General features: G+C 54.4%; 21 protein-coding genes. 12 read left to right on the top strand and 9 right to left on the bottom strand.

Translation table 11 applies throughout. The features are described 5' to 3' along the window. Window positions 1-26 precede the first annotated feature (26 nt). The 3 genes from NQF64_RS05070 to NQF64_RS05060 all read right to left on the bottom strand — a co-directional run bounded on the left by NQF64_RS05070 (window position 27) and on the right by NQF64_RS05060 (window position 4,410). Entirely contained in the window at window positions 27-2,180 is a 2,154-nt protein-coding gene (locus NQF64_RS05070) for a protein-disulfide reductase DsbD family protein (RefSeq protein WP_266106694.1), read from the bottom strand. 80 nt (window positions 2,181-2,260) lie between these two features. Further along, a complete protein-coding gene (locus NQF64_RS05065) occupies window positions 2,261-3,550 on the bottom strand; it encodes a YncE family protein (RefSeq protein WP_266106693.1) in 1,290 nt (429 codons plus the stop codon). After that, complete coding sequence (locus NQF64_RS05060) at window positions 3,547-4,410, bottom strand: creatininase family protein (protein ID WP_266106692.1); 864 nt, start codon at window positions 4,408-4,410, stop codon at window positions 3,547-3,549. The genes NQF64_RS05065 and NQF64_RS05060 overlap by 4 nt, the downstream gene beginning before the upstream one ends. Window positions 4,411-4,506: 96 nt before the next feature. Between NQF64_RS05060 and NQF64_RS05055 the strand changes: the two genes are divergently transcribed. Next, window positions 4,507-5,055, top strand: coding sequence for a DUF2721 domain-containing protein (locus NQF64_RS05055; RefSeq protein ID WP_230873348.1), 549 nt, complete (start codon window positions 4,507-4,509; stop codon window positions 5,053-5,055). Here NQF64_RS05055 and pstS read toward each other — a convergent pair. Further along, entirely contained in the window at window positions 5,006-6,010 is a 1,005-nt protein-coding gene (gene pstS / locus NQF64_RS05050; protein WP_257875131.1) for a phosphate ABC transporter substrate-binding protein PstS, read from the bottom strand. The two genes, NQF64_RS05055 and pstS, sit on opposite strands and share 50 nt — an antisense overlap. Window positions 6,011-6,276: 266 nt before the next feature. Here pstS and NQF64_RS05045 point away from each other — a divergent pair, with 266 nt between their 5' ends. From NQF64_RS05045 to NQF64_RS05015, 7 genes are all read left to right on the top strand, one after another. Further along, complete coding sequence (locus NQF64_RS05045) at window positions 6,277-8,007, top strand: hypothetical protein (protein WP_266106691.1); 1,731 nt, start codon at window positions 6,277-6,279, stop codon at window positions 8,005-8,007. Between the two features lie 97 nt (window positions 8,008-8,104). Then, window positions 8,105-9,445 carry a UDP-glucose dehydrogenase family protein gene (locus NQF64_RS05040; protein WP_266106690.1) on the top strand — a complete coding sequence of 447 codons (1,341 nt, stop codon included), beginning with the start codon at window positions 8,105-8,107 and terminating at the stop codon, window positions 9,443-9,445. A gap of 184 nt (window positions 9,446-9,629) precedes the next feature. Further along, complete coding sequence (locus NQF64_RS05035; RefSeq protein WP_266106689.1) at window positions 9,630-10,682, top strand: hypothetical protein; 1,053 nt, start codon at window positions 9,630-9,632, stop codon at window positions 10,680-10,682. A gap of 42 nt (window positions 10,683-10,724) precedes the next feature. Then, entirely contained in the window at window positions 10,725-11,510 is a 786-nt protein-coding gene (locus NQF64_RS05030; protein WP_099026541.1) for an MlaE family ABC transporter permease, read from the top strand. Between the two features lie 32 nt (window positions 11,511-11,542). Beyond that, entirely contained in the window at window positions 11,543-12,352 is an 810-nt protein-coding gene (locus NQF64_RS05025) for an ABC transporter ATP-binding protein (RefSeq protein WP_266106688.1), read from the top strand. Between the two features lies 1 nt (window position 12,353). Next, window positions 12,354-13,760, top strand: a complete 1,407-nt coding sequence (gene radA, locus NQF64_RS05020; protein ID WP_266106687.1) for a DNA repair protein RadA — start codon at window positions 12,354-12,356, stop codon at window positions 13,758-13,760. Between the two features lie 110 nt (window positions 13,761-13,870). After that, window positions 13,871-14,857 (top strand): MIP/aquaporin family protein, encoded by a 987-nt coding sequence (locus NQF64_RS05015; protein ID WP_266106686.1) that lies wholly within the window; start codon window positions 13,871-13,873, stop codon window positions 14,855-14,857. Here the strand turns inward: NQF64_RS05015 and NQF64_RS05010 are convergent. Beyond that, window positions 14,854-15,453: an IMPACT family protein gene (locus tag NQF64_RS05010; protein WP_099026706.1), complete on the bottom strand. Its 600-nt coding sequence runs from the start codon at window positions 15,451-15,453 to the stop codon at window positions 14,854-14,856. The genes NQF64_RS05015 and NQF64_RS05010 overlap by 4 nt on opposite strands. 213 nt (window positions 15,454-15,666) lie before the next feature. Here NQF64_RS05010 and NQF64_RS05005 point away from each other — a divergent pair, with 213 nt between their 5' ends. From NQF64_RS05005 to NQF64_RS04995, 3 genes are all read left to right on the top strand, one after another. Further along, window positions 15,667-18,258 (top strand): MMPL family transporter, encoded by a 2,592-nt coding sequence (locus tag NQF64_RS05005; protein ID WP_266106685.1) that lies wholly within the window; start codon window positions 15,667-15,669, stop codon window positions 18,256-18,258. Window positions 18,259-18,444: 186 nt separating this feature from the next. Next, window positions 18,445-20,175: an alginate export family protein gene (locus NQF64_RS05000; RefSeq protein ID WP_099026544.1), complete on the top strand. Its 1,731-nt coding sequence runs from the start codon at window positions 18,445-18,447 to the stop codon at window positions 20,173-20,175. A gap of 132 nt (window positions 20,176-20,307) precedes the next feature. Beyond that, on the top strand, window positions 20,308-20,793 hold the full coding sequence (locus NQF64_RS04995) for a flavin reductase (protein WP_099026545.1): 486 nt from the start codon (window positions 20,308-20,310) through the stop codon (window positions 20,791-20,793). Here NQF64_RS04995 and NQF64_RS04990 read toward each other — a convergent pair. The 4 genes from NQF64_RS04990 to NQF64_RS04975 form a co-directional block, all read right to left on the bottom strand. After that, window positions 20,790-22,079 carry an Nramp family divalent metal transporter gene (locus NQF64_RS04990; protein WP_099026546.1) on the bottom strand — a complete coding sequence of 430 codons (1,290 nt, stop codon included), beginning with the start codon at window positions 22,077-22,079 and terminating at the stop codon, window positions 20,790-20,792. The genes NQF64_RS04995 and NQF64_RS04990 overlap by 4 nt on opposite strands. Before the next feature lie 47 nt (window positions 22,080-22,126). Beyond that, entirely contained in the window at window positions 22,127-22,375 is a 249-nt protein-coding gene (locus NQF64_RS04985; protein WP_099026547.1) for a DUF3297 family protein, read from the bottom strand. Window positions 22,376-22,446: 71 nt separating this feature from the next. Further along, on the bottom strand, window positions 22,447-22,914 hold the full coding sequence (locus tag NQF64_RS04980; protein WP_266106684.1) for a RidA family protein: 468 nt from the start codon (window positions 22,912-22,914) through the stop codon (window positions 22,447-22,449). 101 nt (window positions 22,915-23,015) lie between these two features. After that, on the bottom strand, window positions 23,016-24,305 hold the full coding sequence (locus NQF64_RS04975) for an O-acetylhomoserine aminocarboxypropyltransferase/cysteine synthase family protein (RefSeq protein ID WP_266106683.1): 1,290 nt from the start codon (window positions 24,303-24,305) through the stop codon (window positions 23,016-23,018). Between the two features lie 276 nt (window positions 24,306-24,581). Between NQF64_RS04975 and NQF64_RS04970 the strand changes: the two genes are divergently transcribed. Next, window positions 24,582-25,361: an alpha/beta fold hydrolase gene (locus NQF64_RS04970; protein WP_099026550.1), complete on the top strand. Its 780-nt coding sequence runs from the start codon at window positions 24,582-24,584 to the stop codon at window positions 25,359-25,361. Window positions 25,362-25,409 lie beyond the last annotated feature (48 nt).

Genomic DNA, 25,409 nt, shown 5'->3' with positions numbered 1-25,409 from the left:
TAAAAAGAAAATACTACCACATCATATTATTGCCGCAGCACATCCCGCACGAGGGTCGGCGTTAATATCTGTGGCAAAAGCACCTCTTTCCCCTGTGGGGAAAGGTAGAGATAAAAAGGCACGCCCTCACGCCCATGCGCACGAAGGAAGGCCGTTATCGCCTCATCATGCTGCGTCCAATCCCCCCGCAATAACGTCACACCATGCTCATGAAAAGCCTGCTGAACAGAGGGGACATCTAACGCCACACGCTCATTTACCATGCATGTGATGCACCATGAGGCGGTCATATCCACAAAAACAGGCCGCCCTGCTGCGCGTAAGGCTGCCAAGCGTTTTTCAGAGAATGGCTCTATAAAGGAAGGGGCATTTTTTTGCGCAACATCACGAACGTGCGTCCTCACCTGCATCAGGCCCAGCGCACATAATAACAGGCATAAAATCGCCACCCCACGGCAGAACCACATAAAACGCGGCGTACGACCGGTCATGGCGGCCTGTTGGGCAAGGCCATAAAACCAGCCGCCTAAGCCGAGCAACACAGCCCCGCCCCCCATAACGACCACTATATCTGGCCCGCTTTGCTGCACAGCGACCCATAATAACCACACAAAACTTGCAAAAAGGGGGAACGCCAACCCTTGCTTTACCCGCTCCATCCACGGGCCAGGGCGCGGAATATAACCTGCCACCCCCGGCATAAGAGCCAACATAACATAGGGCAGGGCCAACCCCGCCCCCAGCATGAGGAAGATGACCCCTCCCATCCAAACAGGCCCATTAAAAGCCGCTGCAATCGCCACCCCCATAAAAGGGGCCGTGCAAGGCGTTGCCACAATGACGGCTAATAAACCTGTGAGCAGCTCCCTCACCGGGCCATGCCCTGCCATCCTTTGGCCAGCCATCCCGACCAACCGCCCCCCTGTAATGTGAAATACGCCCCCTAAGGTCAGAGCCATAAGAAATAAGAGCCATCCCATCCCCACCACAAAGGCCGGGGATTGAAACTGAAAGCCCCATCCCAGCGTAGCTCCCCCATAGCGTAGAGCCATCATCCCTATGCCAAAGGCCACAAAACTGCCCATAACACCGAGGCCATACCATGTGGCACTCTGCACACGGCTGCGCCATTCTACCCCACCCATTGCGGCAAAAGAGACAATCTTCATCGCCAAGACAGGAAACACACATGGCATGAGGTTTAAAATCATCCCACCTAAAAAGGCTGCGAGCAACACCCCAAAGACGCTCTGCCCCGCCTTCTGCCTGACATCGTGAGGGGACGGCATGGCTGTAATATGTATAGCAGAGCGATTGCCTGCCCCATCCACCAACACAACCACGCCTGCCAAAGACTTCTGCCAAAAAGGCGGCTGCGCATACGCATCTGGCTTGAGTTGAATCTGCACATAACCCGGCTCGACCGTCACAGCCTGCGGGGCGGCATGGGCGATAACGCCGCCCTCTAAAGGCAAAAACCACGCTTGCCGCACCGTATCAGACACTAGTCCCGCCCCGTGCAGAACAAGCCGCCCTTCCGCTGTGATAGACGCCGTAAAGGGAGAAGGCTGCGGCAATTCCGCCTCCGCCTTGCGGAACAAATCTGCCTCAGCACTTGGGGGCGTTGTAGCTGCCTCACGCGCGGGCAAAGTAAGGGTGAAGTGCCCGCTTTCGGGGATGCAAATATCAGCACAAACAAGCCAATCAGCCTGCGCGGTTATCTGCACCACCCCATTGCCTTGCCCTTCTAACGGTACTTTAACGGGAAGAAGCACATCCCCCCGATAGCCATAGGCCATCAATTCACCCTCGGAGAGACGCTCTGGCACGGGCCATTCTATTTGCTCCCCCGCCCCGCTGCGCGCCCCGCTGATGGTGATGCGAATATGTGTCGGCTCCCCCGCATCACCGGGGTTTTGCCAATAGCTGTGCCATCCCGGTTGTAATTGAAGGCGCAACCCTAATAACAGCTCTGCACCCGTTTTATCAGGCTGTGATGCCGTCCCATTGGGTAGAGCATCCACCGCGCTTACAAGGCTTGCGCGTGTATGGGAGGTCACAACCGGCGTACTCTCAGCAGCATCAGCCTGCGATAATGCCATCACCCCCATGAGGCATAATAGCCCCATATAGGCCATCACACTGCCCCACACTGCCTCCAAACGCCGTACCCTCATCATGCCCTCCCTGCGCGCTATGATGAAAAAAGGGAGCCGAAGCCCCCTTTTCCCTTTTACATGCCTTATAAGCTTCCAGCCAATTAACGCATAATGCCCGTATGGCCGATGCTGTAACGGCCCGGCTGTGGCCAGACAGTCAAGCCATGAGGCTCTGCCCCTACAGGGATGCTTTTCATCGCCCCGGTTTGGGTATCAATCGCATAAACGACATCATCAAACCGGCCAGAGAGCCATAATGTCTTACCATCAGCACTCACATTGCCCATATCGGGGCTACCACCGCCGGGGATGGGCCATGTCTTTAACACTTTATCGGTCGCGACATCCACAACCGAGACACTCCCTTTGCTATGGCGCGGCCCATGAACCATATGAGACCCACGGTTCGCCACATAAAGCAATTTAGCATCCCGGCTTGGGTACAGCCCATGCGTCCCTAACCCTGTGGGGATGAAGCCTGTCTCTTTAAAACTATCACCATCAATGATGAACACACCATCGGCATGCATATCAGCAACATAGAACTTATGCCCATCTGGTGCAGCAAGCACATCTTGCGGCATCCCGCCTTTAGAGAGCTTCAACATCCCTAAAAGCTTACGATTGACCGTATCGACCTTCGCCAAATACCGCCCGAACTCACATGTAAAAATGGCATAACGCCCATCAGCAGAGAAAGCCGCATGGTTAATCCCCTCACAAAGCGGGGCTTCAACCGAGCCTTTAAGAGCCATTGTATGGGGATCACGGAAGTCCAACCGGCGATGTGCCTCTGCCACAACAATGGCATTCTGCCCATCGGGGGTGAAGTACATATTGTAAGGGTCATCCACCGCGACAGCCTTACCGGGCTTGCCTGTATGTGGGTCGATCGGGGTGAGGGAGCCATCCGTATGGCCTTCACTATTATTCGTCACCCATAAGGTCCGCAAATCCCATGAGGGCACAACATGTTGTGGGGACCGCCCAACGGGGAAGGTATCCACGACTTTATAGGTCTTAGGGTCAATCACCGAGACGCTATTACCCCGCAAATTCGGCACATAAATGCGCTCCAGGTCCTGCGCAATGGCGGGTGAAATCTTATCCGGCCCGCTAGCCTCGCTATAGATATTATGCGCATCCGGCACAGGCAGCATGCCGGGGATTGTCTCCACCGCAGAAGCAACAGGCTTTACAGCCTCACCCGTTGTAGAAGGTGAAGGTACAGCGGCTTTGGCGGCTGGCGGTGTGGAATCAGAAAACGGCTTGGGAGACTCAGCAACAATCGGGTCATCTTCTGGGTCTGGCTGAGGTGTTGTTTGCTGGGCATAAGCTGCCCCGGCCATCAACAACGCCCCCATTGTAAGGAAAGAAACTTTAAGCCTCATGGGTGCCTCCTGTTAAAAGAAGAAATGGCCTTAACAGCAGCCTGCACCTGCATGGCTATGCCGACCCGGCCAAGTTCAGCCGTTGCCTGCCGCGGGTCCCCACCATAGACCCCATCAGCAGGCGTTGGTTTTCCAACCTGCCTCAGAAGCCCCTCCCGCACAAGGGAAGGGTCCACCGCAAGCATGAGTGACGTATCACTTATATCAGCATGTTTCCCCAAAGCCACACCATAACCATGCTGCCGTAAATAAGGGGCGTACTCTTGGGCAATCGCATCATAATAAGCCCCCACATATAATACACGCGCTAACTGCCCCTCTGCCGCCCAGCGTTTATTCACCTTACGGGCTAAACCCTCTAGCTGGGTTTGGTACCCTCCATGATCTCCTAGCAACACAATGGTCCTAAAGCCCTGTGTGCGTAAACTCTCCACAGCCCCTTCGATAAGACCTGCAAATACAGAGGGCGGGATGGATAACGTCCCCGCAAAACGCATATGGCCTGTGCGTGGCTGTGTTCCCCCTTCTGGAACATACGCCACAACAGGGGCAACCATCGTATGGCCAAGCGTGCGGGCAATCACATCAGCAAGGCTCTGCGCCCGCACATTATGTTTACCCACCGCCATATAAGGCCCGCTCTGCTCCGTCCCACCTATGGGCAAAATGGCCGTCATCACCCCTTGCTTGAAGGCAGCATCAAGCTCCGTCCAGCTTTGGCACGCAAGCTCCACCTGCTGGGCAGGCGGTGGGCAAGCCGGTGGGAGCGCTTCTGCCACGCGCCCCTCCGCATGAGCAGCAAACGCCACGCCCCAAAAAGCTAGCAAACCACCCCACCACATCATAGCCCGGTTGCTCATCCAGCGTCCCTCATGCATCATCCCCAGAGCAGATAGTGCCGATTCGCACTCCGCAAGACTTTGCCTTGTAACCCTATAGCCTGCAACTGGCCGACCATGCCCCTAACCGATACGCTCCCCTTCCTCAGCCAGCAAATGAACACGCTCGATGATGCCGCCCATGTGATTCAGATGGCTCTAACACCGGTCTTTATGCTCTCCGGTATTGGCACCCTCATCAACATCTTCAACACAAGGCTTGCCCGTGTGTCGGACCATCTGGATAATGTGAACCGCCTCCTCGCAGCCCCGCCGGAGAAGGAGCCTCAATATAGCTACGATACACCAAGACGGCTAAAAATCCGCCAAAAACGCCTCACACGCCGCATTGTTGTGTTAGACCTTGCCATTATCCTCAATGGCCTTGGCGGGGCACTCACCTGCGGGGCGGCCATTGCGCTATTTGTCGGCTCTTTAGGCGATGCCACAACATCCCTGTGGCTGTTGGCTCTCTTTGGCTCCGCCCTAAGCTGCACGGTCGCAGCTCTGCTCGCCTTCTTGGTCGATACACTCCTGAGCTGGCATGGGCTGCGGCATGAAGGGCAGGTCTCCCTCCTTACCGCTTTGCTGCGCTCGAAGGCCAACCCGATAAAACCGCATCACTAACTTCTTTGGGCAAGCCAACATAACCAAGCTGGGCGTTAATCTCGCCTCCATGGGCAAACCCCCATTGGAAGAACTGCTTCACCGCCCGGCCCTCTGGCTGGTCCACGGCATCTTCTGGCACGAGCACATAAGTAGCCGAGACAATAGGCCAACTCCCCACACCGGGGCGATCGAGCAAATTAACGGCGAACTGCTCCTTCGCCTCCCAATGTGCAGCAGCGGCGGCAGCAACAAAGCTCTGCAAAGATGGCGCGATAAACGCCCCGTCATGTGTTTTTAACTGCACAATATCGAGGTGATTTTGGGCCGCATAAGCGTATTCCACATAGCCAATGCTTCCCTCTGTCTGACGGACAAGGGCCGCAATGCCATCATTCCCCCGCGCCCCGGCCCCACCGGCCCATTCCACCAATGTACCAGCCCCGATTTTCTCCTTCCATTGTGGAGACACCTCAGAGAGATAAGAAGTAAAAACGTAACTCGTCCCCGCACCATCAGCGCGATGGATGGCCACAACCCCCATATCAGGCAATGTAATATCAGGGTTGAGGGCTTTAATGCGCGGGTCATCCCAATCTGTGATGCGCCCATCATAAAGCGCGGCAATCGTTGGGCCATCCAACCGTAATTGCCCCTCTGGCACACCTGGCAGATTGACCACCAATACCACACCGCTCATCACGGTGGGGAATTGATAAAGATGCGTCTTAGCTAAACGCTCAGCGCTCATCGGTTTATCAGATGCCCCAAAATCCACCGTGCGCTCAATCACTTGGTCCTGCCCTGCGCTGGAGCCAACGGTCTGATAATTGACATCTACACCCGTTTGCGCCCCCGCAGGTACACTCCAGCTCTGATAAATAGGCGCGGCAAAGCTAGAGCCAGCCCCTGTTATGCCGACCTCCTCCGCCTGTGCAGCCGCTGCATATAATACCGTTGCGGGCATGAGCAACATAATAGCTTGCACATACGCACACACTCCCAAACGTGGCAGGAAGTTGATGGTCAGACGCATATAACCCTCGAAACTGCTTTAATTAGCATACCTTGCCGTTATAACCGCACCAGCACGACAAACAATAAAAATGTGCATAAAAGAGCAGAAAAGACTTTTAAATTAGACAAAAATAAGCAAAAACTCACAATATATGATGATCACAAGAGGAAAATCTCGTGAATTCTGGGAATAGTCGTAATATATATTCTCTTTATTACAGTTTTATGACAGTAACATTTCTGTCATATATTATCCCTAATGCTATATCATCTGCTCATGCCACAGGCACCAATGATGCCATTGCACTAATGGAGCAGCAGATACATGCCATGCAGGCCCAACTTAACACTATGAAGCAAAAACAAGCAGCGGAGAATCGGCGTATCCGTGCCGAGCTAGCCCGCCAGCGAGAATTAATCGAGGCTGACCCTTACGCCTCTCGTGCGCATCTCCTTGGGCAGAACACAACCGGCCCTTACGGGGTCGCCGCCCATAATGGGACTGGCCATGATGATGTTTTTGGCCTTGCCTCCTCCGCCATCATCACACCATCGCGCACAGCCAGCACTCCCTATGGGGAGCTGACCGCTATCCCTCCTGCTCACCCAGACCTCTATAGCCCACTGCGCCGGGGGCAATTACAAATTGGTGGTGTTCGTCTCACATTAGGCGGGTATTTGGAGGCCGCCGGGGTTTGGCGGTCCCGCAATAGTGCAGCTGATATTGCCAGTGCGTATAATGCCATCCCTTGGCATAACCAGCCTACATCGCATATGAGCGAGTTCCACCAAACAGAGCGGCAAAGCCGTCTCGCTGCCTTGGTGGAGGGGATGCTTACCAAAAAGCTTGAAGCTGATGCGTATGTGGAGACGGACTTCCAAGGGGCGGGGTCATCCTCCAACTCGCGGCAATCCAACTCTTACGTTCTGCGTGCCCGCGTTGTGTATGGGGAGCTAAAAGATAGTGCTGATGGCTGGTACATCCTCGGCGGGCAAAGCTGGTCGCTCATCACACTCTTTAACAAAGGCATGTTCGCCCGTGATGAACAAACCCCTATGGTGATCGAAGCCCAATATGTCCCTGCCTTTAATTGGACGCGTAACGCCCAATTCCGCGTTGTAAAAACCTTTGGTCCGCATGAACGCTACGCCGCTGGTCTCTCCATTGAAAATCCAAGCTCTGTCCCCGCTGGTGTCTCACCTTGCTCCACAGCGGCTCATCATTGCACCACGACTGACCGCCTCACCGGTACAAATGTCAACAACCCTTCCACCTATTATACCAGCGACCCCGCGCCAGACCTTATTGCCAAAGTCGCAGCTGACCCCGGTTGGGGGCATTATGAACTCACAGGGGTGATGCGCTTCTTCCGAGACCGCAATAGCACGGTTGGCTCTGGCTCCAACCACACCACAATCGCCGGGGGCGGTGGTGGGGGGATGGTCCTACCTCTTATTGATAAAAAACTCTATTTCCAAGCTTCTGGCTTAGTCGGGACAGGGCTGGGCCGTTATGGCTCAACCAATATGCCCGATTATACCTATAACCGTACAGGTGGTGTAACCGCCTTGCCAGAGGCCAACATCCTCCTCGGCCTTTATGGCAACCCTATGAAGAACCTCAAGCTCTACTCCTATGCTGGGGCGGAGAGCGTCCTAAGCCGCCGTGCTTTTGATGAAGGCAGCAACCATTACGGCTATGGCAATCGCAACTTTGACATGCGCGGCTGCTCTACCGAACTCGCAACAAACTGCGCCGCCTCAGGCAATATCCACACAGTCGCCCAAGCAACAGGGGGCTTTTGGTACACGGCCGCCAAGGGTGATTACGGCACACTCCTTGTCGGCGGGCAATATTCGCACACCCATGTACAAGCCTTCTCCGGCCTTGGCGGCAAACCCAAAAGCGATGCCGATATGGTCTTTATGTCCCTTCGCTACCAACCTTTTAACTAGGGAGCGTGCAAAATCCCTCTAGCCAGCATGGCTTACAACTGACAAAACCTAACGGCGTACCCATTCTTACTCACAATCCCACAAGCAGGAGGCCCCCATGCACATTACCATGATTGGCGGCGGGTATGTCGGGCTTGTATCAGGGGCGTGTTTGGCGGCCTTTGGGGCGAATGTAACCATCATAGAGCGTGACACCCAACGGCTAGACTGTCTCCAAGCTGGGCAAGTCCCACTTTATGAGCCGGGGTTAGAGGCCCTCATTACCCAACAGCAACAAGCCGGGCGGCTCACCTTCACGCAGGATTTAGCCCCGCCCCTGCGCGACAGTCAGGCGGTGTTTATTGCCGTGGGCACCCCCACACGGCGGGGGAGTGGCCATGCTGATTTAAGCTATGTCTATGCCGCAGCGCGCATGATTGCAGCTCATGCGCCCGATAATCTACTTGTCGTCACCAAATCCACCGTGCCAGTGGGAACAGGGCGGCAAGTCGCGCATATCCTCCGCACCACCCGACCTGACCTTACGTTTCATATCGCCTCCAACCCAGAATTCCTCCGCGAGGGCCATGCGATTAACGACTTCATGCAGCCTGACCGCGTCATCATCGGGTTAGAAGATGAGGCACAAACCGCCTCCCATGCCCGTACCCTGCTAGAGGCCCTCTACGCCCCCTTACACACCCCGCAAAATCGCCTCATTTTTATGGGCATTGAAAGTGCAGAACTCACAAAATATGCGGCCAATGCCTTCCTCGCGATGAAGGTGACCTTCGCTAATGAAATGGCTGATCTATGCGAAGCCACAGGTGGTCATATTGCCGATGTAACACGCGGCATGGGGCTAGACCCCCGCATTGGTCCTGCTTTTTTAACACCAGGGCCCGGCTATGGAGGCTCGTGCTTTCCCAAAGATACGCAAGCTTTGGCCACATCAGCCCGCCAAGCAGGGACCCCCACTCAGCTTATCGAGACCACCATCGCCGCTAATGAGGCCCGCAAACGCCGCCTTGCAGAGCGCATCATCGCCCTCGCAGGCCATAACATCACCCATTACACAATCGCCGTGCTTGGCCTAAGCTTTAAGGCCCATACTGATGATATACGCCAAGCCCCCGCTTTAACCATCCTCCCTTTATTGCATGAAGCTGGCGCAACACTCCGCGTTTATGACCCCCAGGCGATGAACGCCGCACGCCCGCTCCTCCCCCACGATATCAGCTACGCGCGTAACGCCCTCCACGCCGCAGAGGGAGCCGATATGCTGCTTATCCTAACAGAATGGCCAGAGTTTGCAGCCCTTAGCCCTGCCGATATTGCCCCCACCATGAAAGGGAGGCTCATTGTGGATTATCGGCAGATATGGCAGCAAAATGACTGGCAAAAAGTGGGATTCAACTATCACGGGCTTGGCTATAAAATAGCGGAGGAGCCACGATGACCCCTATCGCGCAGGGGTCTCACGGGCAAATCTTACATCTTTTTTAAACGAGGCTATCTTCATACAAAAGGGCTGCTTATAATACAGCAGGATAAAAGGTGACGGATAGGCCTATATTGCCCTATCATCTGCTCAGCTATTTTAAGTGGCCGGTGCCGCTATTTTACCAATCGGGAGTCCCTGTGTGAGTACGCATAACGTCCGGGTTTGTTTATCTCTGTTCCTAAAACGCGCTCTTTGCGTTGGGGCTGTGCTGGGCGGTGGCCTCTTTGCCGCTAACAGCTTTGCAACAGAAGCGACCCATACCGTTCTCCGTGCTGATGAGCTGGACCTCAGCGTCCCTTGTGCGCAAGTGCATATCAAGGTGGACCCCTCTCTTAAAAACAGCATGGTATTAGAGACGGCTTCTGGCCTCTCCCCTGCCATCCAAACCGTTAAAGATGGGACAGAAAGCCACCTCCATATTGCACTCAAGGCCTGCCAAAAAGGCGGGGTTATGGCCTTGCGCCTCTCTGGTGATACGGCTCTTACCCTCCATGACAGCCCTCAAGCGCACATTACCATCAGCGGGACTCTCACAACGCTGGAGAGCAATCTAGATGATGCCTCCCTGGATGTTGATCATGTCGAATCCCTAGACCTCTCCATCTCTGGCACGACGCAGGCCCATATTTTCCAGCTTGCTCGTGCCGCGCAAATCAACGCTACGGGGGCTGCGCGGCTGGATATTAATAACGCGCTCCTCTCGGCCTTATCGGCCCAGCTCTCCGATAATAGCCAGCTTTCCATCACGCAGGGACAAATTGATAACGTAACGCTGACAGGCTCTCAACAGGCGGAAGCCTCCATCATGGCGACTGTCAATAATGCCAATATTATAACGAATGATGCCGCTCATGTTACTCTCAATAAAGTAACGGGCACTGTGCAAGATGGGGGAACAAAACACATCTCCCACACCACACCGGCAGAGCCTGCAACACAACCATCTCCCAAACCAACACCAACACTACAGCCCGATGGCCAAGCACAAGGGTTAGATAACCCGGCTCTACCGCACGTAACCCCTACCACAAAGCCCAAAATACAAAACCCTCCCCATGAGGCCAGCCCTTCCACCACACAGACACAGCCAAAAACAACACCCCCTACAACACCGGCTGATAACGGCACACAACCACAAACAGCCCCACAGGCGACACCAACACCAACGCCACAAGGGCAAATAGCGAAATGACCCGCCGCCTCCTCAAGACCGGCATAATATAGAGGCAATTTTGTGAGACTATTCACCCTCCCTTTCATCTTCCTTGGGCGTTATATTTTAAAAGCATTGCACCATGCTGGGGCCTTGAGCTTATTTGCTCTGCGTGGCCTCGCTGGGGCGTTTCGTCCACCTTTTTATGGGCGGATTATCCTCTCCTGTTTGTTAGAGATTGGCTTTCTCTCCCTCCCTGTTGTGGCCTTAACGGCAATTTTCTCCGGTGCGGTTATTGCGCTGCAATCTTATAGTGGCTTTAGCCAATATCATGCTCAAAACGCCATTGCGGGGATCGTCGTCCTCTCCATCACGCGGGAGTTGGGTCCAGTCTTAGCGGGGCTTATGGTTGCTGGGCGCATCGGGGCCGCCATTGCCGCCCAAATCGGGGCGATGCGCGTTACCGACCAAATAGATGCCCTCAGCACATTAGCAACAAACCCTATCAAATATCTCGTCACACCCCGCTTGCTCGCAGGCTTGTTGGCTCTGCCCTTCCTTGTATTGATTGCCGATATTTTAGGCGTCTCTGGCGGGTTTATTGTCGCTGTAGGCAAGCTGGATTTCAGCCCGGCTCTCTTTATCAACACAGCCTATAATGCCCTCCATGCGCATGATGTCTTAGTCGGGCTTTTAAAAGCGGCTGTCTTTGGGTTTCTCATCGCTCTGCTGGGCTGCTACGAGGGGTATAATAGCCGCGGCGGGGCAGAAGGTGTGGGCCGGGCTGCAACCGCAACGGTTGTGGCAGCCTCTATCCTCATCCTCGCTTTTGATTACCTCTTAACCGACCTCTTTTTCACCGCATGACGCGCCTTACCTCACCCCCGCCCCGACAGGACATGATGACCCAACAGCCTTGCATCCGCATCCGTGGCTTAAAGAAATCCTTCGGCAACCGCACCATTCTCAATGGGATTGACCTAGACATCCCCGCTGGGGCCTCTACCGTCATTATTGGCGGCTCTGGCAACGGGAAATCCCTCATGCTGCGCTGCATCCTCGGCTTGATTGAGCCTGATGAAGGCATCATCGAGATTGATGGCGAGGACATCCTCCGGGCTTCCACCAAACGCCGCGATGCGCTGCTAAGACGCATTGGGATGCTTTTCCAAAACGCTGCGCTCTTTGATAGTATGAGTGTGATGGAAAATATCCTCTTTGGCCTCAAAGCCAAACGTCATGGCCGTACTGCCCTCCCCCACCGTACAGAGTTGGAGCAAGAGGCCTTCCACCTCCTAGCTCAAGTCGGTCTTGGCCCCAATGTCGCCCCCCTCAACCCGGCAGAACTCTCCGGCGGGATGCAAAAGCGCGTTGGTCTTGCTCGTGCCTTAGCAGGACAGCCTGATATTCTCTTTTTTGATGAACCCACCACAGGGCTAGACCCCATCATGTCCGCCGTGATTGATGGTTTAATCAGCGATTGTGTGACCCAACGAGGCTCCACAGCCCTAACCATCACCCATGATATGACCTCCGCCCGCCGCATTGGGGACCATGCCGCCATGCTGTATGGAGGAAAGATTATCTGGCAAGGCCCCGCCTCGGACCTCATGAATAGTGGCCACCCGATTGTTGACCAATTCACGCATGGGCGGCGGGAAGGCCCCATCACCACCACGATGACGGACCAACCAGCAATAGGGGGCTAATATGGCCAAAAAGCCCACCAGCATCTTTATCTGCCAAAATTGCCATGCCCGTTATCCAAAATGGACAGGCCGATGCGACCAATGCGGGGAATGGAATAGCCTAGAGGAAGAAACCCTCACCCCAACCCCCAGCAAAGCCCAACCAGGCAAACGCGGTACGGGGCTAAAAACCACGCGGCTTGATGGCACAGCAACGCCCCCACCGCGCCTTAATACCAGCATGGCAGAATTAAACCGCGTCCTTGGTGGTGGGCTTGTCCCCGGCTCGGTCGTGCTGGTGGGGGGGGACCCCGGCATTGGCAAATCCACCCTCATGCTCCAAATGACCTGCGCTTTAGCCAAAGCGCACCATAATGTTCTTTATGTCTCCGGGGAGGAGGCAATAGACCAAATCCGCCTCCGTGCCCAACGGTTAGAGCTGGATAAAGACCCTAAAGCCCTAGACCAGCTAGACCTTGCAGCCTCTATCAATGTCAATGACATCGCCACAACCTTGGAGGAGAATCGCAGCCTCCATGTCGTAGTCATCGACTCCATCCAAACCATGTGGCTAGAGAGTGTCGCCAGCGCGCCCGGCTCGGTCTCCCAAGTGCGTAATTGTGCTTTTGAGCTTATCCGCCTTGCTAAAACGCTTGGCTTTGCCCTCATCCTCATTGGGCATGTGACAAAAGAGGGAGCCTTAGCCGGCCCGCGCGTTTTGGAACATATGGTTGATGCGGTGCTGTATTTTGAGGGCGATCGCGGCCATCAATTCCGTATTCTCCGTGCGGCTAAAAACCGCTTTGGTGCAACGGATGAAATCGGCGTATTCGCCATGACCGATACAGGCTTGCGGGAAGTCCCCAACCCCTCCGCCCTTTTCCTTGCGGAGCGGCATGGCAATATCGCAGGCTCTGCTGTCTTTGCTGGGTTAGAAGGCACACGCCCTATTTTGCTGGAGGTACAAGTCCTTCTCTCCGCCAAAAGCAGCGATGGGGCCCCACGGCGGGCCGTGCTGGGCTGGGATAGCTCCCGCCTGAGTATGATTCTCGCTGTGTTAGAGGCACGCTGCGGGTTAAAACTTGGGAGTATGGACGTCCATCTCAACATCACAGGCGGGCTGAAGATTAACGAGCCCGCTGCCGACCTCGCCGTTGCAGCAGCCCTCATCTCTGCCGCAACAGGCCAACCAACCGCCCCGCATGAGGCTTATTTTGGGGAGATTGGCCTCTCTGGCGAAGTGCGGCAGGTCAGCCAAACAGCAGTCCGGCTGAAAGAAATCTCCAAACTCGGCTTCAAACAAGCTGTCATACCGCGCCATGTAGGTACAGCCACAGCCCGCCCCAAAGGTCCAGCCACCCTCACCATTGCCGAAACAGGCCATCTCAGCGACCTTGTCCGCCGCTTCTCCCCCGCTGCGGGGTCATGAAATCGGGAAACATTAAAAACCTCTTACAGCCCTTGACCTTTCCCCAATCTTCCCGAAACACTAATGGCCACCACAATATGATCTTGTCTTAACACTGGGTTCATTCTCCCATGACTGACCGCAAAAAAACCTACACAGCCCGGCATGTTCGCTACCCTCATATTCGTCTGCCGCATATTCGCTTTTCCCGCAGAGAGCTGACAGACCGCCCCCTAGAAGGCAAACCCCACCCAGACCAACCCTTCCATTGGAAGCTCTATGCCATGGAGGCCATCGCGACGGCCATCATGCTGCTTCTTGGCATTACCGTCACCACAATTTTAGCCGCCGATGGCTCCCCTGTGGCGGCTTTTCTGGCCCCTTACCCCATTCTTCGCTCTGCCCTTATTGGCCTCTTCTTCGGCCTAGCGGGGACGATTGCCACACTCTCCCCCTTTGGGAAGGTCAGCGGGGCGCATCTCAACCCCTCTGTGACGCTGGCATTCTTCCTAAGCAAGAAAATCCGTTGGTTAGATGCTCTTGGTTACATATTTGCCCAGCTTATTGGGGCTTTTACAGGGACGCTCCTCGCAAGCCTTGGGCTGAGCATCCTCCTGCCCTTCTGGCAGCCTCTTGTGACACAAATCCATTATGCAGGGACCTTCCCCGCCTCCCATTACAGCCTTGGCTTTGTCGCTTTGATGGAGGGCATCGCCACCGCAGGGTTGATTCTCGTCATTTATTTCACCGCATCACGCCCACGCCTTCAGCATCTTACTACATGGATGTGCGCACTTTATTTTGCGATTACCAACCCGTTTATCTCCGGCTTTTCTGGCAATAGCACCAATTTTATGCGGACCTTAGCCCCCGATACCTTAGCCCATAACCTCCATGGAATATGGATATATCTTGTCGGGCCTTTTATGGGGGCAGCTATTGCGTTGCAACTCGCCCGCTTCCTCGTCTCTCATCATGGCCTGCGGGAGGCACGCATCGTCAATTTTGGCCATCATGGCCGCGTACCCCGCTATTCCGCCCCGGAGGCCAAAGGCCCTTCACCTGACGAGTTAAAACGTGAGGATAAAAAAGAGGCGGCTCAACAAGACACCCCTTAGTCCGGCTCATCATCCAATACACGGATAGGCTCTTGCCCGCGTGTGAGGTCCCTCAGCCATGCCTCAACCTCCTCACGCGCTTGCACGGGGACAGCCAGCTCCATCACGGCCCCTGCCGCACCAAAAGTACAATCGCGCACCTCCACGCGCCATCCCGGTAATTTGGCCTCTACCTCCGCATAAATCGGGAAAGGACAGTGGAAGCCTAGCCGAACCCGCTCGACCCACTCACTCTTTGCTGCCTCGCGCAAACAAGCTGCTGCTGCCCCGCCATAGGCCCGCACCAGCCCCCCAGCCCCAAGCTTCACCCCCCCAAACCAGCGGGTGACAACGACCATAACCCCCTCAAAATCCTGCCCTTCTATCGCAGAGAGAATAGGCCGCCCTGCCGTGCCAGAGGGTTCCCCATCATCATAAACACGGTACCGCCCCCCAACACGAAACGCCCAGCAATTATGCGTTGCCTCTGGCACAGCCACTTGGGCCAGAAAGGCCATCGCTCCGGCTTCATCCTCCACAGGAGCGGCCATAGCGCGAAACACACTATGGCGAATAATCGTTTCATGCTCGGCTATGCCGTCTAATGTCCAAGTCATACGCTCATTCTGCCCTAGAAAGGTTGTGCCCGCCAAGCCACACTATAGGCTGCTTTTGCTTCCCTCTCACATGAGAAAGGCCTTTTCCTCTTAAAGGCCAAAAGCACGCTATGGAAAATCCCGCCCTATCGCGCTACTACTGCCTTCATCCACAAGGCTAGAATGGGACAATATCCAGCCTATTACACAAGGGTAAAAGAGGATCACACTGCCATGCTTTCCACGCTGACAAACCGTCTCAATGCGTTTTGTGGTCGTCATGTTGCCCTTGTATTAACCATTTTTACCTTGTTATGTGCTGGCTCGGCATGGCTTAGCCTTAACCATCTCGGCATCACAACCGAGACCGATAAGCTCTTTGCCGATACCCTCCCTTGGAAGCAAAAAAACCATAAGTTAGAAGAACTTTTCCCCGGCGAGAAGAACACCCTCGTCGCCATCATCAGCTCCGCTACGCCTGAAGAAGGGCGCGAGGCAGCGCACGATCTTGCCGCCATCCTCGCACAAGACCATGAGCATTTCGATAAAGTCAGCCAACCTGATGCTGACCCTTTCTATACCCGTAATGCCTTCCTCTTTATCGATACAAAAGAGCTAGAACCCCTGCTCGATTCCATCATCGCCGCACAACCATTCCTCGGCACCTTAGCTGCCGACCCTTCTGCGCGCGGCCTCTTTGGCACATTCGGCCTTATGGCAACAGCCCTTAAAACTGGCCAACCCATCCCTGCTAGCTTCAATACCGCTCTTGATGGCCTAACCCATACATTAGAGCAAGGCATGACAGGCCAAGCCGCCCCCCTCTCTTGGGAGAAATTACTCTCCGGTGGTTTGAGCGACCTTGGCGGGCATTACCAATTTGTCGTCACCCATCCACGACCTGATTTCTCCTCCTTCGAGCCCTCAGAGGCCGCCACAAAAACCATGCGCGCGGCCTTAAACACACTGCCCAGCGTCAAAGCAGGGCGGACCCATGCGCTCATCACCGGGGAAGCGAAACTCAGTGATGAGGAGTTCTCCACTGTTGCCCAAGGGATGGTCATCGGCCTTATCATTTCTTTCGCCCTTGTTGCGCTTTGGCTCATCCTTGCCGTGCGGACATTGCGCGTTGCTATCCCCATCCTCCTGACGCTCATCATTGGCTTGTTGCTCACAACAGGGTTTGCAGCCTTAATTGTCGGCACCTTGAATATGATTTCGGTCGCCTTTGCCATCTTATTCGTTGGGATTGCGGTCGATTTCGCCATTCAATTTGGTGTGCGCTTCCGCTGCCAAAAGGATGAGCAGAACCAACCCCTCGCCCCCCTTGCAGCCTTAGAGCGCACCGGCAAAGAAAGTGGCCCGCAAATCTTTGTTGCCTCCCTAGCAACAGCGGCGGGCTTCCTCGCTTTCACACCCACGAATTTTGTAGGGGTTGCCCAATTAGGGCTTATTGCTGGGGGCGGGATGATCATCGCCTTCTTCTGCACCCTGACCCTTCTACCCGCTTTGCTGATGGCCTTCCACGCCAAACCGGGGGCGAGCAGCACGGGCTTTACATCTCTCCTGCCGATAGACCGCGCTTTACAGCGTTATCGCACCCCTGTTCTGAGCATTTTTGGGGTGCTCGGCCTTATCGGGCTTTGCCTCATCCCACGCCTAAGCTTTGATGCCGACCCCCTCCATACCAAAAAGCCTGACACAGAGGGCATGAAGGCCCTTAATCTGCTGGAGGAAAACCCCCTCACAACCCCGTATAATGCCCAAGTCCTCACCCCAGACACTGCTACCGCTGCACGCCAAGCGGCGGCCTTTAACAAGCTCGAAAGCGTACATGATGTCCTCTGGCTTGGGGCCCTCGTCCCCGATGACCAAGACGCTAAAATCCAGCTCATCCATGATGCAGGCGACATCATCCTCCCTACCTTAGATGTTAACCACCCAGCCCCGCCCCCTTCCGCCGCGGAACTCCGCCAAGCAGCCCTTAAAGCCGCTCATTCTTTTGATGGGTTAGACGGTAAATTAACCCCCGCCCTCGCTGCTTTACATAATGCACTTTTACGCCTCTCTACCGCCCCTGATGCCACATTGCTCTCCACCAATGAGGCCCTCACCCACTTCCTCCCCGCAGAGCTTAACCAGCTTAAAACGCTCCTAGTCCCCCCACCGTCCATTACGATGCAGAGCATCCCGGCCCATATCCGTGCCGACTATATTGCCTCTAACGGGGCCTATCGTTTGGTCATTCACCCCAAAGGGCAGATGTCCGAGACTAAAACGCTCCATCGCTTCGTCAATGAGCTAGAGACGGTCACCCCTGATATTTCCGGCCCAGCTTTGGAGATTATCGCCAGTGCCCAGACCATCACACACGCCTTTATTACCGCAGCTATCTGCGCCATTATCGCCATTGCGCTGATTTTACTCATCACATTGCGCCGCGTGCTCGATAGCCTCCTCGTGCTGTTGCCCTTGCTCCTCTCCTCACTCCTCACGGTGATTCTCGTCATCACAGTGCCAGAGCAACTCAATTACGCGAACATCATCGCCTTACCCCTTTTGCTAGGGGTCGGAGTGTCCTTTAACATCTATTTCGTCATGAACTGGCGTGCAGGGTTGCATAATCCCCTTTCCTCCCCCACAGCACGAGCGGTTTTATTCTCTGCCCTGACAACTGGTTCCGCCTTTGGCTCTTTGGCTGCCTCTATTCATCCAGGTACAGCCAGCATGGGCCGGCTTTTGCTCCTCTCCCTCACCTGCACGCTCATCTGCTCACTTTTCTTTATCCCCGCCCTCTTACCGGGGAAAAAAGAGACCGCACAGTGAACGTCTTTTAAAAAAACCGGCTGATTATAAGGGATTTTCCACATCTCTTTTTATTAATCGATTCTCCATATCTCTGTTAGAGGTTTATTTAATGAGCCTCTTTGCACCTCTTTTGCGTTAGATCAATGTTCTAACATCTTTTTAATCATCTTGTGGGACCGAAAAATCATAACGAGGTCCCAAGCGATGCCCAAAAGACCCTTTCCCCATATCGTCCTTTACACCACGCTCCTGACAGCTGGCCTGGGCACCACACTGTCACCTGCTCGTGCTGAACCAAGCAGCACAACTCCCGCTAATACCGATTCTTCACAGCCAAAACGCAGCATTCTCGACCGCATCATGCACACAGCACCGGGCGGCTGCCCGGCTGAAGCCCCCCAACCCAACCCTTATGGCATTTGGGCCCGTGGGGATGGGAGTGAGACAGGCTTCGGCCCCGTCTCCCAATATGGTACCCCAGCGGGGATGGATAGCATCAGCCAGCCTAAAACCGGCCTTTGTGACCGTGGCGACCCTTTTGATAGCTATAAGCACATGAAGCTTAATGATAGCGGCTCCATCTGGCTTAGCCTTGCTGGGGAAACGCGGCTGAATAACTGGTACGATAGACGGCCTGTCTTTGGTGCGGCGATTGACCCTACCACCTCCATGAAAGCCCGCCCCTTTAACTCTGGCCGCTTTGCGGTCCGTAATCTTTGGAGTGCGGACCTCCATTTTGGCCAGCATGTACGCTTCTTTGGCCAACTTATTAACGCCGATGCTGGTGGGTGGCGCGGCTATAGCTATGATGGCACCTTCCGTAAAAACTTAGACCTTCAACAAGCGTTTGTAGAACTTAGCGGCAATGCTGTTGGAGGACATGGCGGCTTCATCTTTGGGCGGCAGCAATTCCTTGATGCGCCTGACTATATGATCGGCAATCGCGATGTGCTGAACGTCCCACTCAGCTGGGATGGGTTCCGCATTTACGAGCATTGGAACCGCGTCCGGTTTGATGGTTTTTATTTCATCAATACAAAGAACAACCATACAGATAGCTTCCGTGGGGGGAACTCCCTTTTCCACGACACACTTGATTATAAAACCCGCCTTTATGGGGCCAACATCACCTATGCGCCGCCGGATTTCCACTTCCTTGGGGAGGCAGGATATTCCTTCATCAACATCTTCTATTATGGCTATGAGCTTAACGGCGGGCCTGCCCAGCAAACAGTGATGTATAATGCCTCCGCATTAGGCCACACCAAACGCAATAATTTTGGCATGCGGTGGCATGGGGAGGCCGGGCCTATCAGCTTCTCCTTTGGGGGAGCGTATCAGCAGGGGCGGTTCTATCAATCTTATAACGCCGCAAACCATTATGATAAAATGAACCGCCATGTAAATGCGTGGTCCATGAATGGCACAGTAGATTACCATTTCCGCCATGTTATGTGGCATCCCACCATCGGTGTGCAGGGCGATGCTTATTCCGGCGGTGGCGCACGCGGGACAACAGGCAGTGTGAACACCTACATCGAACCCTTCGGCGTAAACACGAATTATCTGGACCCCACCAATTACCTCACCGGGCAAAACTTGATCGACTTTGCCCCAAAGGCGAGCTTCTCCCCCACCAACTATCTGACCTTCCAGCTCAAACTACCTATTTATTGGCGTTACAGCACAGGGGATGATACATACTCCATCTATGGGCGTAACATCTTCCAACGGCAATTTATCTCTGGGATGTATAGTGCCTATAACCGCGATTCTTTCGTCGGCATTGCTCCACAAATGGCTGCCAGCCTACGCCTTGGTCCACATTTAACATGGGATCATCACGTCGTCCGCTTCCTTACATCCCACGCCATGCACCAAGCTGGCGCACATGATGCCACCTATTACCAATCTTCTCTAACATTAACTTACTAAATCCTTTCCTCATCCCCGCTTAAATGTGCGGGGATAAAGCCCTTTTTATCCCCAGCATTTACATTGTAACCCCAATGAGTCCATTATCCGCCCCGCCCTTGTCCTATTTAATCTACCCTGAAAGTCTTTCCCATGCAGGCTGTCTTTCGCAACGCTATGAGCCGCCTTGGCTCCCCTGTCGTCTTAGTGACAACGGACGGGCCAGCAGGCCGTCAGGGGTTAACAGTCTCTGCCATTACCAGCGTCACAGATGCTCCCCCCACTGTGCTGATCTGCCTAAATCGTGCCAATCATTCCCATGAGGCCTTTTTAAGCAATAAACGCCTTGGGATTAGCATCCTCGGCAAAGGCCATGATGATCTTGCCTACGCCTTTGCCAATAGCCAACTCACCGCGGCAGAACGTTTCGCTCACGGTCCATGGCATCCCGGCCCGCTCGGCTCCCCCTTATTAGACGGGGCACTGGCCACACTTGATTGTACGATAGAGGATATGCACGCCATCGGCACGCATGACGTCCTCATCTGCCGAGTGCATGCCATTACAATAGATGATGGGACACGCCACGGGCTAACATGGTTTGACCGGGCCTTCCATCACCTACCGACACGTGCCTAAAACAGGGCATCGCTTAGTAATTTTACATTCAGCCCGACAATCACCAGCACCACAAGCCACGCCAAAACAGCCCATAAAGGCGCAAGACGAAACGCCCCCATCTTCCGCCGGCTTGAGACAAACCAAACGAGCGGAATCATCGCAAAGGGTAACTGCATGGAAAGGACGATCTGACTCAATACGAGCAAGTCCCCCACCTTCCCCTGCCCATAAAGAGCGACAATAACAATAACGGGCAACACGGCTATGCCACGGGTGATGAGTCGCCGCAGCCAATAAGGCAACCGTAAGTGAAGAAAGCCTTCCATCACGATTTGCCCTGCTAACGTCCCCGTAACGGTGGAGTTTGTGCCCGCAGCAAGCAACGCTACGGCAAATAAGGTCGAGGCCAGCCCAAAGCCCAACACGGGCGAAAGCAGACGCCACGCATCGCTAATCTCAGCCACATTTTGATATTTCGTGCCATGGAACGCCGCCGCAGCCACAATTAAAATCGCAGCATTGATGAACAAAGCCAGCGTTAAAGCCAATGTGCTATCCCATGTCGCCCAGCGCAGCGCATCCCGCCGCCCTTCCTCCGTACGCGGGTAGGAGCGGCTTTTTACCAAGGAGGAATGGAGATAAAGATTATGAGGCATAACTGTAGCCCCAATAATCCCAATCGCCACATACAGCATATCGGGGTTCGTCAAAATATGTGGCGATGGCACAAAGCCTTTTAAAATCCCCCCAATAGACGGGGATGCCGCCACAAGCTGTATGCCAAAGCACACAGCGATAATCCCCAAAAGGGTTATCACAAAAGCTTCCAGCGCGCGCATCCCACGTTGCATGAGCAATAAGACGAGAAAAACATCCAAAACGGAAATTAACGTCCCGACCATAATAGAAAGGCCAAACAATAAGTTCAGCGCAACAGCCGTGCCGATAACCTCGGCTAAATCACACGCAATGATGGCGACTTCACAAGTCAGCCACAGGGGGATGTTTGCCCAACGTGGTAACCAGTCGCGGCAGGCTTGGGCAAGGTCACGCCCTGTTACAATCCCCAACCGTGCCGCAAGGGCTTGGAGCAGGACCGCCATAATATTGGCCAGCAAAATGACCGATAGTAAGCGATACCCAAACCGTGCCCCACCTTGTAGGTCTGTAGCCCAATTACCGGGGTCCATATACCCCACGGCAACCATATAGCCGGGGCCAATAAAGGCTAAAAACCGCCTCAGCCAGAAGCTTGCCCGCGCCGGTACAGCCACAGCACCACGTGCAGCATCCTCAACAGGCATATAGTCTGCCTTAGGCACGCTTTAATCCTTTACGTTAGAGGGGCTAATCAGGACGCCGCCTCACCTTTAAACCAGACTTCAACAGGGCCATTCAGCTTTAACGTCATCGGCCGGCCCCGCCGGTCTAAAGACCGCCCTACAGAGACACGAATCCACCCCTCACTTACGCAATATTCCTCAACATTGGTCTTTTCTTCCCCTTTAAAGCGCACACCAATGCCGCGGCCCAATATCTCCTCATTATAATAAGGGCTATCAGGGTAGATGGAGAGGCGATCAGGTAATGTATCACTCATCGAATCAGTTATCCTTTCACTAAAATTCAACAAATCATTCTGGAGGGTCACATACCAAAAGGAAGCCCTCTTTAAGCGACTTCAAACATCGCTTCAACTTCTACCGGGGCATTCAGCGGTAAGCTCGGCACACCAACGGTCGAGCGGGCATGTTGGCCAACCTCCCCAACAAACACCGCAGCAGCAAGGTCAGAAGCCCCATTCATCACAGCAGCATGATCGGTAAAATCAGGCGTGCAGGCCATAAAACCACCAAGACGCACAATCTGCCTCACACGGGAGAGGTCACCCCCCAAAGCCGTATTAAGCTGAGCCAGGATATTGATAAAACATGCTCGCGCGCACGCTACACCCGCTTGATTAGAGACTTCACCACCCAGCTTACCAGTAATCAACAATTTACCATCCACTAACGGCAATTGCCCAGAGACAACCAGCAAATTACCCGTCCGCACAACGGGGAGGTAATTCGCCACAGGGGCAGCGGCAACAGGGAGCTCAATATTTAAAGCTGCAAGACGATTTGCCGGTGTGGACATAGTATTCTTCCTTTCTTCTTATCGCGCTCATGACATGAGCCTAACATACCCTGCGCTGTAAAGCCTCGCTTGCCAAGAGGAACAAAGCAAGAAATCCCCCCTTACCCGGCAGCACGTCCCAAAGCCTGCGTTAAGTCTGCCAAAATATCCTCTGGATGCTCCAACCCAATCGACAACCGCACATAGCCGGGGGAGACCCCTGCCGCCTTTTGCTCCGCCTCGCTCAACTGCGCATGGGTTGTAGAGGCAGGATGAATCGCAAGGCTCCGCGCATCACCAATATTGGCGACATGATAAAACAGCTCCAACGCATCAATAAAACGCTGGCCTGCCTCACGCCCGCCAGAAAGCTCAAAGCCGACAAGCCCGCCAAAGCCCCCCTGCAAAACAGCTTCCGCACGCTGCCGTACCTCACCCTCCTGCAAGGCGGGATAGATAACGCGCTGCACGTCAGGACGCCCCTGCAAAAACTGCGCCACTTTTAGCGCATTCTCGCAATGGCGCGGCATCCGCAGTGGTAAGGTCTCCACCCCTTGCAAAAGCTGGAAGGCATTAAAGGGCGAAAGAGCCGCCCCACCATCGCGCAGCAATACCGCTCTTGCCCGCAGCGCATATGCAACTGGCCCTAAAGGACGAGCAGCCTCCGTCCAAACCGCCCCATGATAGCTTGGGTCTGGCTGTGTGAGCAGCGGGTGACGCTGCCCCCATTCAAACTGCCCACCATCAATCACTAACCCACCAATAGAGGTCCCATGCCCGCCAATATATTTGGTCGCCGAATACACCACAATCGCCGCACCATGCGCTAAGGGACGTGCCAATAACGGGGCGGCCGTATTATCAACAATCAGAGGGATCCCCAAGGCGCGCCCCGCTTTGGCAATCGCTGCCATGGGAGCGACAATCAATTTAGGGTTCGGCAAAGTTTCTACATACCATGCCCGCGTCCGCTCATCACTTGCCGCTTCAAAGGCTGCCGGGTCAGATGGGTCCACAAAACGCACCTCTATACCCATCATCTTGAGGGTATGGGCAAAGAGATTCCACGTCCCCCCATATAAGTCTGTCCCGCTGACAATATTATCCCCAGCCTCCGCGAGATTTTGCACCGCTACAGCCGATGCCGCCTGACCAGACGCCACCGCTACAGCCGCTGCCGCCCCCTCTAACGCGGCCATGCGTTTTTCAAACACATCAACTGTTGGGTTTGTCAGGCGGGAATAAATCATCCCCACATCCTTCAGCGCAAACCGGTCCGCCGCTTGTTGGCTGCTCTCAAATTGATAAGAGGTCGTCTGATGGATAGGCGGCACGACAGACCCCGTCACCGGGTCAGCCCGCCAACCAGCATGCAGGGCTAATGTTTCGGGGTGATATGTAGTGCGTGCCATGGGGGCCTCCTCAGTAATATCTCATCCATAAGACGAACAAGCAAAACGGACTTTATCCCTTTAGGACATATTATATCCCATCAGCACAACTACCCCCTGCCGATGACCCTCTTTGAAAGACATAAGAACACCTAATATGTTACCTTTTTAAAATAATCTCCAAAACCTAAACTCGTTGTAATAGCTCTCATAGGGAATATAGGATTGATTTTATCCATAATAACTCTATAAGCGGCGGTTCTTCTTATAATTTCAGTCCGTTAGAGGGTTACAGTCATGCAGCTCGCTTCCCTTATTCGCAATGAAACAGGCCTTGATAATGCGCCAACGGTCGTTCTGCTTCATGGTGTTTTTGGGCGGGCGCGTAACTTGGGCATCCTACAACGGGCCCTTAGCCCTTATTTTAACACGGTTGCTTTTGACCTCCGTTGCCATGGCGAGAGCGACCACGCCCCCATCTCCTACCCGGAAATGGCCAAAGATGTACTTGAAAGCATGGATGCACTCGGTATTGAGAAAGCCCATCTCGTAGGCCATTCCATGGGCGGGAAAACAGCCATGGCCACCACGCTGACCGCCCCGGAACGTATTGAAAAGCTGCTCATCGCCGACATCGCCCCCGATACAATGATTCATGGCCAGCATGACCTTGCCCAACAGCTTTATCATACGCCGCTTCCCGCCCTCAGCAGCCATGCCGAAATCCGCAAGTTCCTTCATGACCTCACCGATGACCCCTCCGTAGGCGAGCTCATTGCCCAGCACATCACCCCCGGTGACCCTGCCCAATGGAATATCGGCGTGACGGATATTGTCGCTAGCTTCCCCGTGATTCAGGAATGGCCAGTCGAAGCCTTTAGCGGCAAAACATGGGATGGCCCTGCCCTCTTTATCCGTGGCGGGGATTCACCTTACATCAAGCCCCATCATCATGCTGTCATTCAGGATTACTTCCCCAAAGCGGAGGTCAAGACCATCCCCAATACCGGCCATTGGCTGCATGTGGAAGATGCCCCCAGCTTTAACGCCATGATGTTGGACTTCTTCCGCGGGTAACCCCATCAAAAAAGGCCGCCCTCATCAAAGGAGCGGCCTTTTTTAACA

This window comes from Bombella saccharophila (assembly GCF_026385475.1).
Classification (GTDB): domain Bacteria; phylum Pseudomonadota; class Alphaproteobacteria; order Acetobacterales; family Acetobacteraceae; genus Bombella; species Bombella saccharophila.
Note: the sequence above shows the minus strand (reverse complement) of the source record. Positions and strands in the feature narration are given on the sequence as shown.

Excerpts from the sequence above, each read along its gene's own strand:
- NQF64_RS05065 (WP_266106693.1), bottom strand. The coding sequence starts at position 3,550 with ATGAGGCTTAAAGTTTCTTTCCTTACAATGGGGGCGTTGTTGATGGCC.
- pstS (WP_257875131.1), bottom strand. The coding sequence starts at position 6,010 with ATGTTGCTCATGCCCGCAACGGTATTATATGCAGCGGCTGCACAGGCG.
- NQF64_RS05055 (WP_230873348.1), top strand. The coding sequence starts at position 4,507 with ATGCCCCTAACCGATACGCTCCCCTTCCTCAGCCAGCAAATGAACACG.
- NQF64_RS04975 (WP_266106683.1), bottom strand. The coding sequence starts at position 24,305 with ATGGCACGCACTACATATCACCCCGAAACATTAGCCCTGCATGCTGGT.
- NQF64_RS05060 (WP_266106692.1), bottom strand. The coding sequence starts at position 4,410 with ATGAGCAACCGGGCTATGATGTGGTGGGGTGGTTTGCTAGCTTTTTGG.
- NQF64_RS05005 (WP_266106685.1), top strand. The coding sequence starts at position 15,667 with ATGCTTTCCACGCTGACAAACCGTCTCAATGCGTTTTGTGGTCGTCAT.
- NQF64_RS05025 (WP_266106688.1), top strand. The coding sequence starts at position 11,543 with ATGATGACCCAACAGCCTTGCATCCGCATCCGTGGCTTAAAGAAATCC.
- NQF64_RS05015 (WP_266106686.1), top strand. The coding sequence starts at position 13,871 with ATGACTGACCGCAAAAAAACCTACACAGCCCGGCATGTTCGCTACCCT.
- NQF64_RS04990 (WP_099026546.1), bottom strand. The coding sequence starts at position 22,079 with ATGCCTGTTGAGGATGCTGCACGTGGTGCTGTGGCTGTACCGGCGCGG.
- radA (WP_266106687.1), top strand. The coding sequence starts at position 12,354 with ATGGCCAAAAAGCCCACCAGCATCTTTATCTGCCAAAATTGCCATGCC.
- NQF64_RS05010 (WP_099026706.1), bottom strand. The coding sequence starts at position 15,453 with ATGACTTGGACATTAGACGGCATAGCCGAGCATGAAACGATTATTCGC.
- NQF64_RS05040 (WP_266106690.1), top strand. The coding sequence starts at position 8,105 with ATGCACATTACCATGATTGGCGGCGGGTATGTCGGGCTTGTATCAGGG.
- NQF64_RS04970 (WP_099026550.1), top strand. The coding sequence starts at position 24,582 with ATGCAGCTCGCTTCCCTTATTCGCAATGAAACAGGCCTTGATAATGCG.
- NQF64_RS04995 (WP_099026545.1), top strand. The coding sequence starts at position 20,308 with ATGCAGGCTGTCTTTCGCAACGCTATGAGCCGCCTTGGCTCCCCTGTC.
- NQF64_RS04985 (WP_099026547.1), bottom strand. The coding sequence starts at position 22,375 with ATGAGTGATACATTACCTGATCGCCTCTCCATCTACCCTGATAGCCCT.
- NQF64_RS05070 (WP_266106694.1), bottom strand. The coding sequence starts at position 2,180 with ATGATGAGGGTACGGCGTTTGGAGGCAGTGTGGGGCAGTGTGATGGCC.
- NQF64_RS05000 (WP_099026544.1), top strand. The coding sequence starts at position 18,445 with ATGCCCAAAAGACCCTTTCCCCATATCGTCCTTTACACCACGCTCCTG.
- NQF64_RS05045 (WP_266106691.1), top strand. The coding sequence starts at position 6,277 with ATGACAGTAACATTTCTGTCATATATTATCCCTAATGCTATATCATCT.
- NQF64_RS04980 (WP_266106684.1), bottom strand. The coding sequence starts at position 22,914 with ATGTCCACACCGGCAAATCGTCTTGCAGCTTTAAATATTGAGCTCCCT.